Annotated in this window: 13 protein-coding genes; 7 read left to right on the top strand and 6 right to left on the bottom strand. The window is 59.9% G+C overall.

Going from position 1 to position 16,196, the window contains the following annotated elements; genetic code table 11:
• Positions 1–16 precede the first annotated feature (16 nt).
• The 3 genes from AB8B33_RS01235 (at position 17) to AB8B33_RS01225 (ending at position 3,847) form a co-directional block, all read left to right on the top strand.
• Positions 17–397 carry a hypothetical protein gene (locus AB8B33_RS01235; RefSeq protein ID WP_439017169.1) on the top strand — a complete coding sequence of 127 codons (381 nt, stop codon included), beginning with the start codon at positions 17–19 and terminating at the stop codon, positions 395–397.
• Between the two features lie 84 nt (positions 398–481).
• The gene (gene secD / locus AB8B33_RS01230; protein ID WP_439014076.1) at positions 482–3,034 is read left to right on the top strand and encodes a protein translocase subunit SecD; all 2,553 of its coding nucleotides are present in this window, start codon (positions 482–484) and stop codon (positions 3,032–3,034) included.
• 96 nt (positions 3,035–3,130) lie between these two features.
• Positions 3,131–3,847, top strand: a complete 717-nt coding sequence (locus AB8B33_RS01225) for a sensor histidine kinase (RefSeq protein ID WP_439014075.1) — start codon at positions 3,131–3,133, stop codon at positions 3,845–3,847.
• A 70-nt stretch (positions 3,848–3,917) separates the two neighbouring features.
• On the opposite strand, the gene AB8B33_RS01220 is transcribed toward AB8B33_RS01225, so the two are convergent.
• The 3 genes from AB8B33_RS01220 to AB8B33_RS01210 all read right to left on the bottom strand — a co-directional run bounded on the left by AB8B33_RS01220 (position 3,918) and on the right by AB8B33_RS01210 (position 5,919).
• A complete protein-coding gene (locus tag AB8B33_RS01220; protein WP_007821076.1) occupies positions 3,918–4,355 on the bottom strand; it encodes a response regulator in 438 nt (145 codons plus the stop codon).
• 30 nt (positions 4,356–4,385) lie between these two features.
• Positions 4,386–5,090, bottom strand: coding sequence for a response regulator transcription factor (locus AB8B33_RS01215; protein WP_439014074.1), 705 nt, complete (start codon positions 5,088–5,090; stop codon positions 4,386–4,388).
• Positions 5,091–5,547: 457 nt separating this feature from the next.
• Positions 5,548–5,919, bottom strand: a complete 372-nt coding sequence (locus tag AB8B33_RS01210) for a response regulator (protein ID WP_439014073.1) — start codon at positions 5,917–5,919, stop codon at positions 5,548–5,550.
• Positions 5,920–6,177: 258 nt separating this feature from the next.
• On the opposite strand from AB8B33_RS01210, the gene AB8B33_RS01205 reads away from it, so the two are divergent.
• From AB8B33_RS01205 to AB8B33_RS01190, 4 genes are read left to right on the top strand one after another with little or no spacing between them, the layout of a single operon-like run.
• Positions 6,178–8,265: a sensor histidine kinase gene (locus AB8B33_RS01205; protein ID WP_439017168.1), complete on the top strand. Its 2,088-nt coding sequence runs from the start codon at positions 6,178–6,180 to the stop codon at positions 8,263–8,265.
• The gene (locus AB8B33_RS01200) at positions 8,252–8,677 is read left to right on the top strand and encodes a response regulator (RefSeq protein WP_007821084.1); all 426 of its coding nucleotides are present in this window, start codon (positions 8,252–8,254) and stop codon (positions 8,675–8,677) included. Before AB8B33_RS01205 ends, AB8B33_RS01200 begins: the two co-directional genes overlap by 14 nt.
• Positions 8,678–8,680: 3 nt before the next feature.
• Entirely contained in the window at positions 8,681–10,276 is a 1,596-nt protein-coding gene (locus AB8B33_RS01195; protein ID WP_113321836.1) for a response regulator, read from the top strand.
• Between the two features lie 22 nt (positions 10,277–10,298).
• The gene (locus tag AB8B33_RS01190; protein ID WP_439014072.1) at positions 10,299–11,939 is read left to right on the top strand and encodes a VOC family protein; all 1,641 of its coding nucleotides are present in this window, start codon (positions 10,299–10,301) and stop codon (positions 11,937–11,939) included.
• A 1-nt stretch (position 11,940) separates the two neighbouring features.
• On the opposite strand, the gene AB8B33_RS01185 is transcribed toward AB8B33_RS01190, so the two are convergent.
• The 3 genes from AB8B33_RS01185 to AB8B33_RS01175 all read right to left on the bottom strand — a co-directional run bounded on the left by AB8B33_RS01185 (position 11,941) and on the right by AB8B33_RS01175 (position 16,160).
• Positions 11,941–13,635 (bottom strand): hypothetical protein, encoded by a 1,695-nt coding sequence (locus tag AB8B33_RS01185; RefSeq protein ID WP_439014071.1) that lies wholly within the window; start codon positions 13,633–13,635, stop codon positions 11,941–11,943.
• Between the two features lie 65 nt (positions 13,636–13,700).
• Entirely contained in the window at positions 13,701–14,594 is an 894-nt protein-coding gene (locus AB8B33_RS01180) for a DMT family transporter (protein ID WP_113321834.1), read from the bottom strand.
• 114 nt (positions 14,595–14,708) lie between these two features.
• The gene (locus tag AB8B33_RS01175) at positions 14,709–16,160 is read right to left on the bottom strand and encodes an FAD/NAD(P)-binding protein (RefSeq protein WP_439014070.1); all 1,452 of its coding nucleotides are present in this window, start codon (positions 16,158–16,160) and stop codon (positions 14,709–14,711) included.
• Positions 16,161–16,196 lie beyond the last annotated feature (36 nt).

Genomic DNA, 16,196 nt, shown 5'->3' with positions numbered 1-16,196 from the left:
CGCCGATACAGGGGAGATGGTGCTGGAACAGCGCCGTCTGGCAAGCCGTATTGCCGCCTCCGTCGTCGTTGCGATCTTTGCTTATCTCGGCCTGCTTTTCGGCGGCAATATCGTCATCGGCCCGTCCGCAGCACCGAACAGCCTTTCCTCTTCCAGCCGGGATTCGCAGCAGACGCAGGTTACGGCGCGAGACGCCATCCGCGGCCTGCTGATCAGTGATCGCAAGGCCGCACCGAAACAATCGCTCCAGGATACCGGCCCGGCGGCGCTTACCATTGTTCCTGCATTGCAGTTCGCCGACTGGCGCGCTGCCACGGGGGCAGCTGAATTCGATGCCCCGCTGCCCATTGCGGCAGCCAGGGCCCACCAGCCGCGCGCACCGCCGCAAGCTGCCTGAATCAAACGCCTTCGGGCGCTTCTGATCCATAGACATGCCGCAGCGCGGTTGCGCCGGCCCAAGCATTATCCAAGGATTTAAAACATGCGCAATTCACCATGGCTGGTGTTCACCTATACGGTGATCATCGTGCTCGGCCTGTTGATCGCCCTGCCGAATGCGCTGCCGCAGAGCGTGCTGCAGCGCATCCCCTCCTGGCTGCCGCACAGCCAGGTTTCTCTCGGTCTCGACCTTCGCGGTGGTTCACACCTCGTGCTCGAAGTCGATGAAGCCGACCTCACCAAGGAGCGCCTGAATTCGCTCCTGCAGGACGCACGCCGTGTGCTGCGCGAAAGGAACATCCAGCCGAAGTCGGTTGTCCGCAACAATAACAACATTGTTGTTTCGCTCGCCGATCCGTCGCAAAGCGATGCGGCCGTCACCCAGCTTCGCACGCTCGGCAATGTGATCGCCAGCGGCATCAGCGCCGGCCAGTCCGATCTTGCAGTCACAGCCGATGGCGGCAACATCACTATCGGCTTCTCCCCGGCCGGTATTTCGACAAACGTCGACAATGCCGTCACGCAGAGCCTTGAAGTCATCCGCCAGCGCGTCGACCAGGTCGGCGTTGCCGAGCCGACGATCCAGCGTATCGGCGCCAACCGCATTCTCGTGCAGCTTCCGGGCGCGCAGGATCCGTCCCGCCTTCGCGAACTGCTCGGCTCCACCGCCAAGATGTCCTTCCACATGCTCGCCCCGAACGGCCAGGCCGGCCCGGGTGTGACGATCATGAAGGACGACGAGGGTAACAGCTACCCGGTTCTCGACCGCGTCGAGATTTCCGGCGACCGCCTCTCGGATGCCCGCGTCAGCTTCGACCAGAGCCAGCAGCCGGTCGTCACCTTCCGCTTCGACAGCGCCGGTGCAACCCGCTTTGCCGAAATTACCCGCCAGAACGTCGGCAATCCCTTCGCGATCGTCCTCGACGACAAGGTGCTGAGCGCGCCCGTCATTCGCGAGCCGATCACCGGCGGTTCCGGCCAGATCTCGGGCAACTTCTCGACTGATAGCGCCAACACGCTCGCCGCCATGCTGCGCGCCGGCGCCCTGCCCGCCAAACTCACCGTCATCGAAGAACGCACCGTCGGCGCCGACCTTGGCGCGGATGCGATCCGGATGGGCCTCTATGCCGGCGTCGTCGGTTTCGCGCTCGTCGCCGCCTTCATCTTCGTGCTCTACGGCACCTGGGGTATTCTGGCGAACACCGCGCTTCTCATCCACACGATCCTGACCTTCTCGGCGCTGACGCTTGTCGGCGCGACGCTGACGCTGCCCGGCATCGCCGGCGTCGTGCTCGGCATCGGCCTTGCGGTCGACGCGAACGTCCTGATCAACGAGCGCATCCGCGAAGAAAGCCGCAAGGGCAAGAGCGCCTTTGCCGCCATCGACACCGGCTTCCGCCGCGCCTATTCGACCATCATCGACGGCAACATGACGGCGCTGATCGCCGCAGCCGTCCTGTTCTGGTTCGGCTCCGGCCCAGTTCGCGGCTTTGCCGTAACCATGGCGCTCGGCCTGATCATCTCGATGTTCACCTCGGTCGCCTTCGTGCGCGTCACGATGATCGAGATCACCCGCCGCCGGAAGATGAAGACGATCAACATCAAGCCGATGTTCTCCTTCTTCAGCCCCTACGACAAGCATATCCAGTTCATGAAGGCCCGCTTCCTCGGCGTGACCGTCTCCGCATTGCTGTCGATCGCCTCGATCGCACTCTTCGTCTATCCGGGCCTCAACTACGGCGTCGATTTCCGTGGCGGTATCCAGATGTCGGTGAAGACACAGGACGCTGCCGATCTCGGCCGCTTCCGCGAAGAACTGAACAGCCTTGGCCTCGGCGAAGTGGCCCTGCAGTCCTTCGGTGACAACAACACCATGCTGGTGCGCGCGCAGCGCCAAGAAGGCGGCGAAGAGGCACAGACGGCAGCCGTGACCAAGCTCAAGGCCGAGATCGTCAAGATCGACCCGTCGGCAACCGTCACCGGCACCGATGTCATCGGTCCGAAGGTCAGCGGCGAGCTTGCCTGGGCAGGTATCCTGTCCGTCGTGATCGCCAGCCTCGCGATGCTGTTCTACATCTGGTACCGCTTCGAATGGCCTTTCGCCGTCGGCGCCATCGTCACGCTCGTGCTCGACGTGACGAAGGTGATCGGCTTCTTCGCGCTGACCGGTCTGGACTTCAACCTGACGGCTATCGCCGCCATCCTGACGCTCGTCGGCTACTCGGTGAACGATAAGGTCGTCGTCTACGACCGTATGCGTGAAAACATGCGCCTCTACAAGTCGATGCCGCTGCGCGAAATCATCGACAAGTCGATCAACGAGACGTTGGCCCGAAGCCTCTACACCAATGCGACAGCCTTCCTCTCGCTCCTGCCGATGGCAATCTGGGGCGGTAGTGCGGTGGAAAGCTTTGCAGTGCCGATGGCTTTCGGAATTCTCGTCGCCGCCGCTTCCTCGGTCTTCATCGCAGCACCGATCCTGCTCTTCCTCGGCGACTGGCGCCGCCGCCATGCCAAGGCAGTGGCAGCTTCGAACGATGCAGCCGTGGAAATCATTCCGCCGGATGCAGGCCAGCCGCGCAAAACGGCAGGCTAAACCGTCGATATTTAAGGTGGACTTGGAGAGGGCGCCGGTTGCACAGCCGGCGCCCTCTTTCTATGTTCAGTTCAAAGAGATCGGGAGCACCGCGACATGTCTTCCAACCCGACGGCGAAAAAGCCGGAAGCCGGTTCCACCGGGGATCAGGAGGAGCGCATCAAACGCTTCCTCGCGACCGCCTCGCATGACCTGCAATCGCCGCTCCGCCATATCGCCATGTATGCGGAAATGCTGCTCGACGATCTGGAGCCGACGCTCGACAGCGAACAGCTGCAGAGCCTCAGGATGATCATGGACAAGGCCCAGACGGCGCAGAGGCTGACCAAGGCATTGATGAGCCTTGCGGGAACGACGCCGCAGATTACAATCGGTGACGTGCGCCTCACCGACGTTGCGCAAGAGGCCTGGAAGCAGTCGCTGGAGGAATTTCCGGTGAACGGCGCGGCACTTGATGCGGACAATCTGCCTCTCATCCGCAGCGATGCCGCACTTCTGACCATTGTTCTGAGGCACCTCTTCTCCAATGCGTTGACATATCATGGCGCCGCTGCGCCCCACGTCACCGTGACGGCCGCACGGGAAGGTGCGGACTGGCGCATCATCGTTGCTGATAACGGCTGCGGCATCGAACCTGCCTATCGGGAGAAGATCTTCGATGCCTTCTGGAAGCTGCCGAAAGCAGGCAGCGTGCCCGGACCGGGGCTTGGCCTGACAACCACGAGGGATCTGCTCGGCGCGTTCGGCGGCGATATCAGGCTCGACCATTCCGATGAGAGCGGCAGCCGCTTTGCGATCCGCCTGCCGGCTTAGGGCGCCGTGCGTCCATTCGGACGCACAAAGGACGCTCTAACTCTTTGAATCTACGCATCAGGCTTTCCGGTCAGATGCTGTAATCATCCTTCCAGAAATCCGGGACATCATAGGTCACGTATTCCCGGATGATGTGCTGTAGCGTCTGGACGTCGATCTCATCTTTGCCGATGCGGAAATCGACGCCGTAATCGGGGAATTCCTGGAAATAGTTACCAGATATATCGGTCGAGACGACACCGATCGGGCCGGTATAGCCGATGCCCCTGAGTTCAGGTACGGTCTCGCGAAAATCCGCATTCGGCAACAGGCGGTTGTCGAGAAGGATGAGATCGAAGCGAGCGGCCTTTATCTTGTCCAGCGCATCACCGATCGATTGAGAATATTCGACATCGACACGCGGTTCGGAGAGATCGGCGATCTTCTTTTTGAGCGAACGGAATTCGATAAACTCGTCATCGACGAATAATACCTTTACCGCATTCCTGCGCGTTGCTTCCGCACTCATCGTTTCAGCTTTCCCCGAAATGAAACCAGCTCACGAAACCAGACCGTTTCGCAACGCAATCGCCACCATATGAACGCGGTTGACGGCATCGAGCTTCCGGACGGAGGCCGTGATATGGGAATTGACCGTATGTTCCGAAAGACCGAGGATTATGGCAATCTCCGCAGAGGTCTTGCCTTCGCTCGTCCATTTGACGATTTCGGTTTCGCGCTGCGTGAGCCGACCGGATATTTCCTGCGTCAGGATTTCCTCATACAGCTTGTCGAAGATGCGCATGGCATCGAGCAGAATATCCGCCACCTCGCCCTGGTCCGGCTCCTGACGCTGGCCGGCGAGCACCAGGCAGTAGCGACGTCCTTCCGGCGTAAACAGTGGAATGAAAAGGAATGTGTTGCCGCTGAATTCATTAAAGACGAGGTCTGGCGGGTAGCCTTCTATCGCCGCACTTTTTCCATGCACCGGTGTCGTCAAAAACTGCGCCGTCCGCGCCTTGGCGGTTCCCAGCGCTTCCTTGAGGGTCTTGACAAAGAGGCTCATGCGCCGTTCGGCGACATTGGTGATGACGACATCGCGTTCGCCGAAAGGAGTTGCAGCCTCCGAAATGCGCGCCAGGGTAAAATTGTCGAAATTGTAGTGCTGTGCGGCCGCCTTCAGCAGGCGAAAAAAATCCGTGCGATTGATAGCCCGGCTAAGTTCCGGACCGGCATGAAAGGGAACTGCGGCAGCACTGGTCATTCCCACCACTCCTCCTCCCCAATTCTCATTCCGACGATCCCGAAATCTTGGGATATACGTCTTAAGCGCGAACAGCTACAAAAATTGCGAGATAGTTGATGATCGATAACGAAATGGGGACTTTCGATATCGCAGGCAGAGACATCTCAACTACAGGTGATGCGTAGGACAGTTTACTCGAATAGTAGCTCTTACCTAGGTATCCCAATCTCTCCGTATTCAACATCCATGGATGCGGAAGACAGTGCCAGAAGTAAGCGCGGGAGAGCCGGTCGGGCCATCAGCTAAGGGGTTGGCTGACGTTCGTGGCGGCGAACAGGGATCGGGCGGCTCTCTCAGTGCTTTTTGGTTTTCTTCTCTTCGGGTGCAGTTTGAAATGCACTGCCAGGCTTGTCAATTGTGCTTTCTTGCAGGCGTCGCGCACTTTTTGCATGCAAATAAATTGCGCTTTCTGCAATCACCGATTGCCGATGATCCTAGCAAAGTCCAGCGGCTTCTCAAGGTAGAAATCGGCACCGGCGGCAAGTGCCCGTTCTCGGTCCTCCACCGCATCCGAACCGCTGCACACGCCGAGCTGCATGGTGGAAAAGCGATCATCCTGTCGCAGCCGCGCGATCAGCCCGCTGCCGCTGTCGAGAGGCATGTAGAGATCGGCGATCAGTATATCCGGCGCGCCTTCGCCTCTTTCCAGACGCTCCTCAAGCGCCTCGAATGCAGCCTGTGCGGTCGGGAAACAGAATAGATCAACATCCACCTGTTGTTTCTTTCGGATATAGTCGAGATAGAAGAGATCATCCCTGCTATCGTCGACGTAAAACAAGATCGACATCTGGCACCACAATCCGGATATTGTTTCTGATGTTCTGCACTGTCCTTCACTGAGACATTAACGCCACTTCACTAAAATTCGATATCGACCTTTAGGGATTTACTGTCGAAAAAGCATGTTTTGCGCAACAATCTGCCTATTGAGTATTCGTAGATTTCGGAAAAGATGGCTCGCCAACAAGGACATGGCGGAGAGGTGATGCAGGTGCGGGATACTGCTACATCAGGACGAGACGGGGCGGAAAGCGGTCGCTACCGCATGGTCGCGCTCGTCATCGGCTACCTGCTGGTCCTGCTCGGCCTGACGGCGCTGACCGGGTGGCTGCTGGAGGTCGAAATCATCATCTCGATCGTGCCCGGCTTTCCGTCCATGGCATTCAATACCGCCATCTGCTTCGTGCTGTCGGGTATCGGGCTTGCCACGTCGATGGAGACAGGCAAGCCTAACCGCATCGTGCCCGTCATTGCCTGCAGCCTTGCCGCCCTGCTTTCCGCGGTGCGCCTAACAGAGATCATCACGCTCGGCCGCACGATACATAATGTCGATGTGTTCCTGACGCAGTTTTTCATCTCTCCAACCTTTGTCGAGCAGATCGGCGGCGGCATGGGGCCGAACACAGCGCTGATCTTCCTGATATCAAATCTTTCCATTCTCTTTGCGCTCTATGGGAAGGAGCCGCGCGGCCAGCTTGTACAGGAACTCACCAGCTATATCGCGATCACGCTCGGCATGATCGCGCTTGCCGGATACGTCACAGATGCCGAACAGGGATATCGCTGGGGTCCCTATGCCGCGATGGCCTTGCCTACGGCTATCGGTCTGGTGGCTTTCGGTTGCGGGCTTCTCGCCAGATCCTGGTGGATGTTGCCAACCAACAGGGCACAGATCCCCCTCTGGATACCGGCATCGATCTGTTTTACCGGCCTCATCGTCGATCTCTATACGCCGCTTGGCGTGGCAAACGGTATTCTCTATGTCCCGCTCGTGCTGACGGCGCTCTGGTTCGGTAATCGCAACGCGCCGATGTTATTCGCCTTCGTCTGCACTGTCCTGATCCTGCTTGGCTTTTTCGCCGTCAACCATGCTGAGAATGATTACTGGCGGGAAGCCACCAATCGCTCGATCACGGCAGCAACGCTCTGGCTGATTGCCATTTTCGTCTTCTATTTCATGCGCAACAGCCAGCATCTGGAAACCGAGCGCATCCGCTTCAGCGCGCTGGTACGCAATACGCCTGACGCCGTGATCTCCATCGACGAGGTCGGGCGGATCATGAGCTTCAATCCAGCCGCCGAGACCATGTTCGGTTACACGCCGCAGGAAGTGATCGGCAACAATATCAAGATGCTGATGCCGGAACCCTATCATTCCGAACATGACGCCTATCTCGGCAATTACCGGCGCACCGGTGAGGAACGCATCATCGGCACGACGCGCATGGTCTCCGGCCGGCGCAAGAACGGCGTGGTCTTCCCAATCGACCTCTCGGTCAGCGCTGTCGTCGGTGGCTCGGGCAAGACCTTCGTCGGTATCGTGCGCGATATCAGCGAGCGCATGCGGCAAGAGGAGCGGATGAAGACGACGCTTGCGCAGCTCGAGGCATATACGGCCGATCTCGAACGCTCCAACCACGATCTCGATGAGTTCGCCTATATCGCCTCGCATGATCTCAAGGAACCGCTGCGCGGCCTGCACAATCATTCGCGTTTCCTGCTGGAAGATTATGAGGAGAAGCTCGACGAAGACGGCGTGCGCCGGCTTAACCGGCTTGTCCGGCTCAGTCAGCGCATGGAAAAGCTCGTCAACGATCTTCTCTATTTCTCGCGCATCGGTCGCCAGCAGCTCGCGGTCAAAAGAACCGATATCGGTTCGATCATCCGCGACGTCGTCGCCACCATGGAGCTTTTTCTGGAGGAGCGGCATGCGAAGGTCGTCATCGACGGGATGCTGCCGGAGGTCGTCTGCGATGCCCCGCGGCTAACCGAGGTATTCCGCAACCTCGTCACCAATGCCATCAAATACAACGACAAGCCCGTGCCGCTCATCAGCGTCGGCCATCTGGAACGCTATGCCGGCAAGGACGGGACGACGGCCCGCAACGTCTTCTACGTGAAGGACAACGGCAAGGGCATACCCCAAGAATTCCACGAGGATATTTTCCGCATTTTCAAACGGCTTGAAAAATCGCAGGATTCCGAGGACGGCACCGGCGCAGGGCTCACCTTCGTGCGCAAGATCATTGGGCGTCACAATGGTGAGATATGGCTGGAGTCGGACGTAGGCATCGGCACGACATTTTACTTTACTTTGGGAAGGAAGCGCGAGGGCCAGAATGCTGCAGCGTGACACGCAACCGATCCTCATCGTCGAGGACAGCGAAGACGATTTCGAAGCAACGATGCGGGCCTTCAAGCGCACCAATCTGCGCAACCCCATCCGCTGGGCAGCCTCCGGTCAGGAAGCGCTCGACGTGCTCGCCACCATGGCGCCGAAGCCCGGCCTCATCCTGCTCGACCTCAATATGCCGGGTCTCGACGGGCGCAAGACACTTGAGGCGATCAAGTCCAATGCGCATTGGCGCAAGATCCCGGTCGTGATCCTCACGACATCGGACGACGAGCGCGACATCGAGGGCTGCTATGCGCTCGGCGCCAACACTTATGTACAGAAACCGGTCGATCTCGACGGACTATTCGCCGCTATCCAGCGGCTCAAGGAATACTGGTTCGAAATCGCAATCCTGCCCCTAGAGGACTGACGTTTGGCGGAAGACTGCTGCGTTCTCATCATCGATGACAATATAGACGACCGGGAAGTCTATCGCCGCATGCTGGCGCGGGTCTCCGGCACGAACTATACCGTGATCGAGGCCGAGAGCGGCGACGAGGGTCTCGCCCTCAACAGCCAGAGGCACCCTCACTGTATTTTGCTCGACTATTCGCTTCCCGGCCGCGACGGCCTTGGCGTGCTCTCGGAAATCCTCGCCCAAGATGCGGCCGCGAATGTGGTGATGCTGACCGGCCAGGGCAACGAAACCGTCGCAGTTGAAGTGATGAAAAGCGGTGCGCGCGACTATCTCACCAAGGATGCGCTATCGCCCGAGACGCTGCATCGCTGCATCCAGAATGCCGTGATGCATGGTGTACTGGAAGCAAAGCTTGAGCAGAAGCGGCAGTCGCTCGAAATCTTCACCCGCGCCATGGCGCATGATCTCAAAGAGCCGCTGCGAACGATCAAATCTTTTAGCCGCATTCTGCACGGCTCGGCCGAGCTGCCGGCCGAGGACCGCGAACTTCTCGATTATATCCTCAGCGCCGCCGATCACATGGAAGACCTGATCGTCAAGGTCTCAGGCTTCACGAAGCTGGAGGTCTCGAGCGAGCTCGAGCTCAAGCCGATCTCGCTGTCGGCCGTGCTCGATCAGGTGGAGCACAATCTGCATCAGCAGATCGAAAGCCGGCAGGCGATCATCATCCGCGGTCGGCTGCCGGAGGTGATGGGCGACGCGACGCTGCTGATCCAGCTTTTACAGAACCTCGTCTCCAATGCGATCCGCTATTGTGAAGATACCGTTCCGGAAGTGCGCGTTTCGGCCATAGCAGACAGGGGGATATGCCGCCTGACGGTCGGTGACAACGGGCCCGGAATCGACCCTAATCATCGTGAGCTGATCTTCCAACCCTTCAAGCGCCTCGTCGGCCGCGGCATCGAAGGCACAGGGCTCGGGCTTGCCATATGCCGTCGCATCGCGCAGCTGCATGGCGGATCGATCTGGTGCGAGGCGAAGACCGGCAGGGGTGCGACCTTCCTGCTCGAAGTACCGCTCGCGAAGATATCAGGCGATCAGCCGGTCACCAGCGAACAGCCACAGGCGGCAAAAGCATCCGACCATACGAGCGAAAGCCGCGGCAGGCTCGCCGAAGTGCTGCTGGTGGAAGACAGCCCGGCCGATATCCAGCTTCTGAAGATCAAGTTGATGCGGCGCGAGAAGGTGAACTTCAACCTGCATGTGGCGACCAACGGCCGCGAGGCGATGCGGCTTCTGGAGCAGCGCGCCGGCGTTCCCGGCGAGCCGCAGATCGATCTGATGCTGCTCGATATCAACATGCCGATCATGGATGGTTTCGAAGTGCTGAACGCGCTCTCAGCCGATCATCGGTTGAATAGGATTCCGGTCTGTGTGCTCAGCACGTCAAGCGACGAAAGCGACATGCAACGGGCAAAAGACCTCGGCGCGCTCGCCTATATGATCAAGCCGCCGACGCTGCAACAACTCGAAGAAGCATTGGAGGAAGTCGACACGCTGGAGCTCCTGCCGCGTGGTGACGCACTTGTGCTTTTTGCGGAACAAAATTAGAGAAAAGGTCATTGGCAACGGTATGACGCTAGCAACGACCCTCATACTCGCGCTCCTGGCCTCGCCTTTTCAATTCGGGCTTTCATCCATGGCTTCAGGCATACACCATATCACGCTGATCACCCGCAAGGTGCAGGCGAATGTGGATTTCTACGCCGGATTCCTCGGCATGCGGCTCGTCAAACAGACGGCCGGTTTCGAGGACGCCACACAGCTTCACCTCTTCTATGGCGATGCAGAGGGCAGTCCGGGCTCGCTCGTCACCTTCCTCGTCTGGGAGGACGGTGCGCCCGGCCGCGCTGGCTACGGCCAGATCAACGAGATGTCGCTGGCGATCGATCCGACCAGTATCGGCTACTGGCTGACGCGTGCCATGCGCTTCGGCTTCCGCTCGGAAGGCCCCGCGGATGAATTCGGCGAGCCGGTGCTGCGGTTGAAGGACCCGGATAATGTCATCGTCAAACTTGCCGGGGCCAGGGATCTGAAATCACCGGCCGTCTGGGACGGTGGCGACGTGCCGATCGAGCATGCCGTGCAGCGCGTGCGCGGTGCGACCATGCTGACCGAAAAACCGAACGAGAGCCGCCATTTCATCGAAAGCCATTTCGGATACAGGTTCCAGGCAAATCGCGGCACGATCGACCGCCTTGTCTCGCAGTCGGGCGATATCATCGACGTGCGCGATGCGCGTGGCTTCTGGTCCGGCGCACCGGGTACCGGCACGGTCGACCATGTCGCTTTCCGCGCAGATGACGACGCAGCCGTTCTGGCCGTTCACAAGGCGCTCGAAAAGGAAAATGCATCGGCGACCAACCTGCACGATCGCAAATACTTCCGCTCGCTCTATGCCCGCGAGCCGGGCGGCACGCTGATAGAGCTTGCCACCAACCAGCCGGGCATGATGGTGGATGAGCCGAAAGCTACACTCGGGACCAAGCTCTTCATTCCGCCGAAGGATTCGATCACCAATCTCAGCGACCTGAAGGTCGTGCTGCCGCAGTTTTCCATGCCCGGCCAGCCGCGCATCAATTATCGCGACCTGCCCTTCGTCCATCGTTTCTATACGCCGCCCGATCCCGACGGCAGCGTCTTCGTGCTGCTGCACGGCTCCGGCGGCAACGAGACGACGCTTATGCCGCTGCTGAACAAGGTCGCGCCACGCGCCACCCTTCTCGGCGTGCGTGGGCGCGCGACCGAGGAAGGCTTCCCGCGCTGGTACAAGCGCATCACGCCTTTCTCCTTCGACCAGGACGACATCAAGAACGAAGCCGAAGCCTTCGCCGCCTTCATCGAAGGTGCGGTCAAATCTTATGGTCTCGATCCGAAGAAGATCGTCTATGTCGGCTACTCAAATGGCGCTAACCTTCTGAATTCGCTGCTCTACCTGCACCCGAACCTGGTGCACAAGGCTGTGCTTCTGCGCTCCATGCCGGTGCTCAGCGCCTATCCGCATGCCGACTTGAAGGGCACGGACCTGCTTGTCATCAGCGGCAAGATGGATGCCTACGGCAAATATGCGAGCGAGCTGGAAGAGCGGCTGAAGACGTCGGGTGCGACCGTCGATTCCGACGTCATCCCCGGCGGTCACGATCTCGGCGATGCCGACGTGCCGATCATTCAAAAGTGGCTGCTGCAGGAAAGCAAACTGCAGGGAACCCAATAAGCTACCAGTGGAAGCTGTCTGGGCATGATGCCGGAACGGCATCCCCTGCCGTCGGCGCGTTGCGATCGATCCCGTAGAGCCTTGCAAAACCGGCGTCTTTCAGGAGATGGGTACCCGCCGGCATGACGTCGCCGACATTCTGATCGACGACGTCGGCGTTGACAACCAGGATAAAATCGAACTTGCTGCGCCAGTCGACAAGATAGGGCGTGAAGCTGGCGTCCTCCGCCATCAGACCTGGACAGGACAGAACGCCGGTTGAAAAGAGATTTCCTTCCGGTACCGAGCGATCTGACCAGGATGGAAGGACGGCAAGAGGCTGCTTGCCCTGCGCGCTGAAGAGCGTCGGAACGAAAGCATGCGCCAGTGGAATCGCCAATGTCGGCAGATGCCGAAACGTATCCTCGGTGAATGCGTAATGCCGCTGATCGAGTTTTATCTCAGCAAAGGCCGGATCGTGCTGCAACGGCAGGATCGCGGCGCCCGAGGGAATGGCTTCAAGCACCTTCGCTACGCTCGTAACATCGACCTGCCCCCGCCACCAGTTGAAACCGATCCAGGCAGTCCGGCCAAAGACAGCGACATTCAAGGCGAGGAACAGGATGACGGCCCGACGGCGGCCGATCTTTTGAAAAGGGCAGATCATCACCATGCCGACAAGGGCGGCCATGATGGGGAAGCGCCAGCTTATCCAACCGGTGCCAAAAGCATGCCGTGGCGAAAGGATGGATAGCACAAGAAGGCCTGCCACGGTGATAACGAGCCCTGCATGAATGCGCATGTTTTTCGTGGCAATCGCCCTGCTGCAAACGAGTAGAATCGGCACAAGGAAGATTACATCGACGAGCGCAACATAGGTCCAGACGGCCGACAGCAGATTGAAAACCAGCAGCACTGGGCCGTCGTTCCAAGCAGCCACGATGCCGCCCACATGACTGCCTGGGAGGTCGGCGGTCAGCGCCAGCGCGACCGGCGGCAGCAGGCAGGCGATCATTGCCGCCGCGAGCCTGCCGGCAAGGTGCAGGACCGCCGAACGAGATTTGAGGACATCAAAGCGCCAGGAAAATTCCAGTCCGCAGACGATCGCCAGAAAAAAGCCTACAGAGAATATATGGACGACGGTGAGCAGCAGCGATACGGCCACCCGCCATAAGAAGAGCCTGACTGCAGACCCGGACTCCAGGCGGTGGTCCAGCGTTGCAAACAACAATGCAAGGCCGAGGCCTATCTGGAAATTGATGAAACCGCCGACCAGCGTGGCGCACCAGGCGAGATAGAGCATGCCGATCTGCCAGTAATAGCTGCCGCCGAACAGGCGCCGATGCAGTACGATGGCACCGAGCGGCGGCAGGACAATCGCCAGGAATAGCAGGACGCGGGCGAGCAGTGAGACGCCGATGACGGGACCGATGAAGCGGGCGAGCAGATCAATGCCGACATTGGTGAAAGTGCGGTTCCACTCGATCGCGTAGATTTCGGGGAAGGGTGCTTCCTTTATGCCGCCGGCAAGCAGCCACATACGGGCATAGTGGTTTGCATAATCGAGGAGCGGCGGAAATTTGAAGAGAGCGACAAGGATGGCGGCAAGGGCCATGAAAGCCAGCAAGGGCGCAGTCGAAGCCTGCCGCGCAGCGACTTCCTGCGGCTTTTCCGCCTTTTGAACTTCAGCTGAAAATACCTGATCAAGGTTCGCCATGGCCGATCCTGCCCAAACTCCGGGACAGATCTATCAGCCAATGGTCAAGCTTCCTTTAAACGGGATTATCCGCGCCGTGCGACCGTGATACCGGCAAGAACAATCAGGCCGCCCAAGGCCTGCATTGCCGTGATCGATTCGTTGAGCAGCGCCCAGGCGAGGATGGCCGCCACGACCGGCTGGAGAAGCAGCGTCAGCGAGGAGAAGGCTGCCGGCAGATAGGCAAGCGCATAGGCGATCGCCACTTGCCCGCCGGCATGGCTGACGAAGGCAAGGCCGAAGACCACCGACCAGCCGTAAAGGCTTGCCGGCAGCATGTGGCCTTCGAAGAAGAACGCAAGCGGGAAGACGCCGACTGCGGCAGAGGCTGTGCTCCACAGCATGATACGGATCGTATCGAAACGACTGCGCAGCGCGCCGATCGCCAGGATGTAGCAGGCATAGAAGAAGGCGGCGATCATGGCGACGCCATCACCGCGCAGGTCGCCATTTCCAAAGGCAGCAGGCCCGCCCTTCAGCACGACCACGCCGGCCAATGCCAGGATGAGGCCGAGCACGAAGACGCGGGTAACCTTGGTGCCGAAGAACAGAAAGCCGATGGCGGTCACGAAGACCGGCGCAAGGTTTGCGAGCAGTGTCGCATTCGCAACCGAGGTCATGGTGATCGACAGATGCCAGGCCGACAGATCAAGCGCCAACACGGCGCCCGGCAGGATCAGCATGCCACAATCGGCAAGGCTCTTCGGCTTGGGGCCGGTATCCTTGCGCAGAAGCGAGAACATGAAGATCGGGATCAGCGCCAGTGCCACACGCCAGAAGGCCGTTGCCATCGGCCCGACCTCGGAAAGCCGCACGAAGATCGGCGATCCACCGATCGCCGCGCCGCCAATAATAAGGGCGACTAGCGGGAGACGGCTGGAAGATGGAGTTTCGGAAACGGAGGAAGCGGCCTGCGACATGATCTCGATGCTTTCTGCGCGGCCGATCTCAGCCGCGACTGACGCAGCGACTATCAGGAGTAGCGCCTCGAAGACAGTCAGAGAACGACAGATCGATCAGAAATAGGTCGCCAATTATCTCGCGGCTGCGGCTTTCAGTTTGTCTGTGATCTCGCGGGCAACGAAGACCGTATGTTCGGTGATCTGCGGCAATCCCATCAATTCACCGAAGGTTCCACGCGCAAGCGGACCGGAAATGAGCAACGAGGGGATCGCCTGACCATCCGCTCCGAGCGCTTCGGAACGCTCGGAGCAAGCAAGTCCGAGACCGGTGGGATCAAGGACGAGATAGCCTTCGCGCTCGAGTTCACCGAGCCAGGGTTGCGTCTGCAAAATACCACCATGTGCGGGACCGGTCGTGACGATGACGGCATCGAACGTTCGTTCCACTCTTTCGCGGGCATGCCGCGGCTGCAGGGTGATGCGGATCGTTTCACCCTCGACCTTGGCATCGGCGACGGATGCTGCAAGCACTTCCAGCCGGCCGGCTTCGATTGCTGAATCGAGCACCGCCTCCACCTGCGGGGCGATGCGGAAACGGTGAACATCCCAGTAGGACCTGAGATGCCGGACGATGCGCCGCCGCTCGGCGACCGGCAAAGCGCGCCAGAGATCGTGCCCCTGGGAGCGCACCTGATCGATGACGGCATGCCAACTCGAGCCCTGCTCGGCTGCCTGGAGAATGGTCAGCCGGATCTTGCGCAACAGCGCGACTGCCGAGGATGCGGGATCGGCGATGAAATCGCCAAAGGGTTCCTGCAGAACCGCGGCATGGCCGCGAGAGCGCAGGCCGCGGCGAGAAATCGCCACAACAGGACCCTCATGGCCGTTTCGCGCAAGCGAAGCGATCACGTCTGCCCCCGTCAGCCCGTTGCCGATGACGAGAACTCTGTCCTGCGGCCGCACGACCTCAAGGGAACCTGGTTTCGTGGTATCGGCAACGAAACGAGGATGATCGCCAAGAATAGCCGCCAGCCTGCCCGGCGCCACCGGCGGCGGATGGCTGGTGGCGATGGCGACAATATCGGTCTCAGTGCGCCCGCCCTTATCGTCGAGGATCACCCAGCTATCACGCTGGCGGCGGATGGCCGTCACTGTGGCGCGGCGATGAGTGATGGCACCCGACTTCAGGAAGGGCTTCAGAAGTGCACCGACATAATCGCCGAACACGCGCCGGCGCGGGAAAAGCTGGCCGTTCTCGCGCGCAGCCTCGGGATCGTCGCGCACGGCATTGTTCGCCTCGATCCAGCGCTGGAACTCCTCCGGATCATCGGGCTGCAGGCTCATCTTGGCGGCCGGCACATTGATGCGGTGCGCCGGATCGGCGGTGTCATAGGCAAGGCCACGGCCCAGCATGGGGCGCGGCTCGAAGACCACGATATCGGGTGCGTCGGCGCCGGCAAGCTTCAGCAAATGATAGGCGACACCCGCCCCGGAAACGCCGCCGCCGATGATGGCGACGAGCGGCCGCTGGGATTTCTGTTCGTTCGAAGGTTCTGTCTGGAACTGCATCTCAGCCGGCGTCATTTCAATCGATGCCGGAGCATAGGTGGAGCCCGGAGG

Source organism: Rhizobium sp. 768_B6_N1_8 (assembly GCF_051811225.1).
Lineage (GTDB): Bacteria > Pseudomonadota > Alphaproteobacteria > Rhizobiales > Rhizobiaceae > Rhizobium.
Note: the sequence above shows the minus strand (reverse complement) of the source record. Positions and strands in the feature narration are given on the sequence as shown.

What these genes read in the sequence shown, in the direction of transcription:
- AB8B33_RS01235 (WP_439017169.1), top strand. Translation starts at nt 17, where the DNA reads ATGGTGCTGGAACAGCGCCGTCTGGCAAGCCGTATTGCCGCCTCCGTC.
- secD (WP_439014076.1), top strand. Translation starts at nt 482, where the DNA reads ATGCGCAATTCACCATGGCTGGTGTTCACCTATACGGTGATCATCGTG.
- AB8B33_RS01225 (WP_439014075.1), top strand. Translation starts at nt 3,131, where the DNA reads ATGTCTTCCAACCCGACGGCGAAAAAGCCGGAAGCCGGTTCCACCGGG.
- AB8B33_RS01220 (WP_007821076.1), bottom strand. Translation starts at nt 4,355, where the DNA reads ATGAGTGCGGAAGCAACGCGCAGGAATGCGGTAAAGGTATTATTCGTC.
- AB8B33_RS01215 (WP_439014074.1), bottom strand. Translation starts at nt 5,090, where the DNA reads ATGACCAGTGCTGCCGCAGTTCCCTTTCATGCCGGTCCGGAACTTAGC.
- AB8B33_RS01210 (WP_439014073.1), bottom strand. Translation starts at nt 5,919, where the DNA reads ATGTCGATCTTGTTTTACGTCGACGATAGCAGGGATGATCTCTTCTAT.
- AB8B33_RS01205 (WP_439017168.1), top strand. Translation starts at nt 6,178, where the DNA reads ATGGTCGCGCTCGTCATCGGCTACCTGCTGGTCCTGCTCGGCCTGACG.
- AB8B33_RS01200 (WP_007821084.1), top strand. Translation starts at nt 8,252, where the DNA reads ATGCTGCAGCGTGACACGCAACCGATCCTCATCGTCGAGGACAGCGAA.
- AB8B33_RS01190 (WP_439014072.1), top strand. Translation starts at nt 10,299, where the DNA reads ATGACGCTAGCAACGACCCTCATACTCGCGCTCCTGGCCTCGCCTTTT.
- AB8B33_RS01185 (WP_439014071.1), bottom strand. Translation starts at nt 13,635, where the DNA reads ATGGCGAACCTTGATCAGGTATTTTCAGCTGAAGTTCAAAAGGCGGAA.
- AB8B33_RS01180 (WP_113321834.1), bottom strand. Translation starts at nt 14,594, where the DNA reads ATGTCGCAGGCCGCTTCCTCCGTTTCCGAAACTCCATCTTCCAGCCGT.
- AB8B33_RS01175 (WP_439014070.1), bottom strand. Translation starts at nt 16,160, where the DNA reads ATGACGCCGGCTGAGATGCAGTTCCAGACAGAACCTTCGAACGAACAG.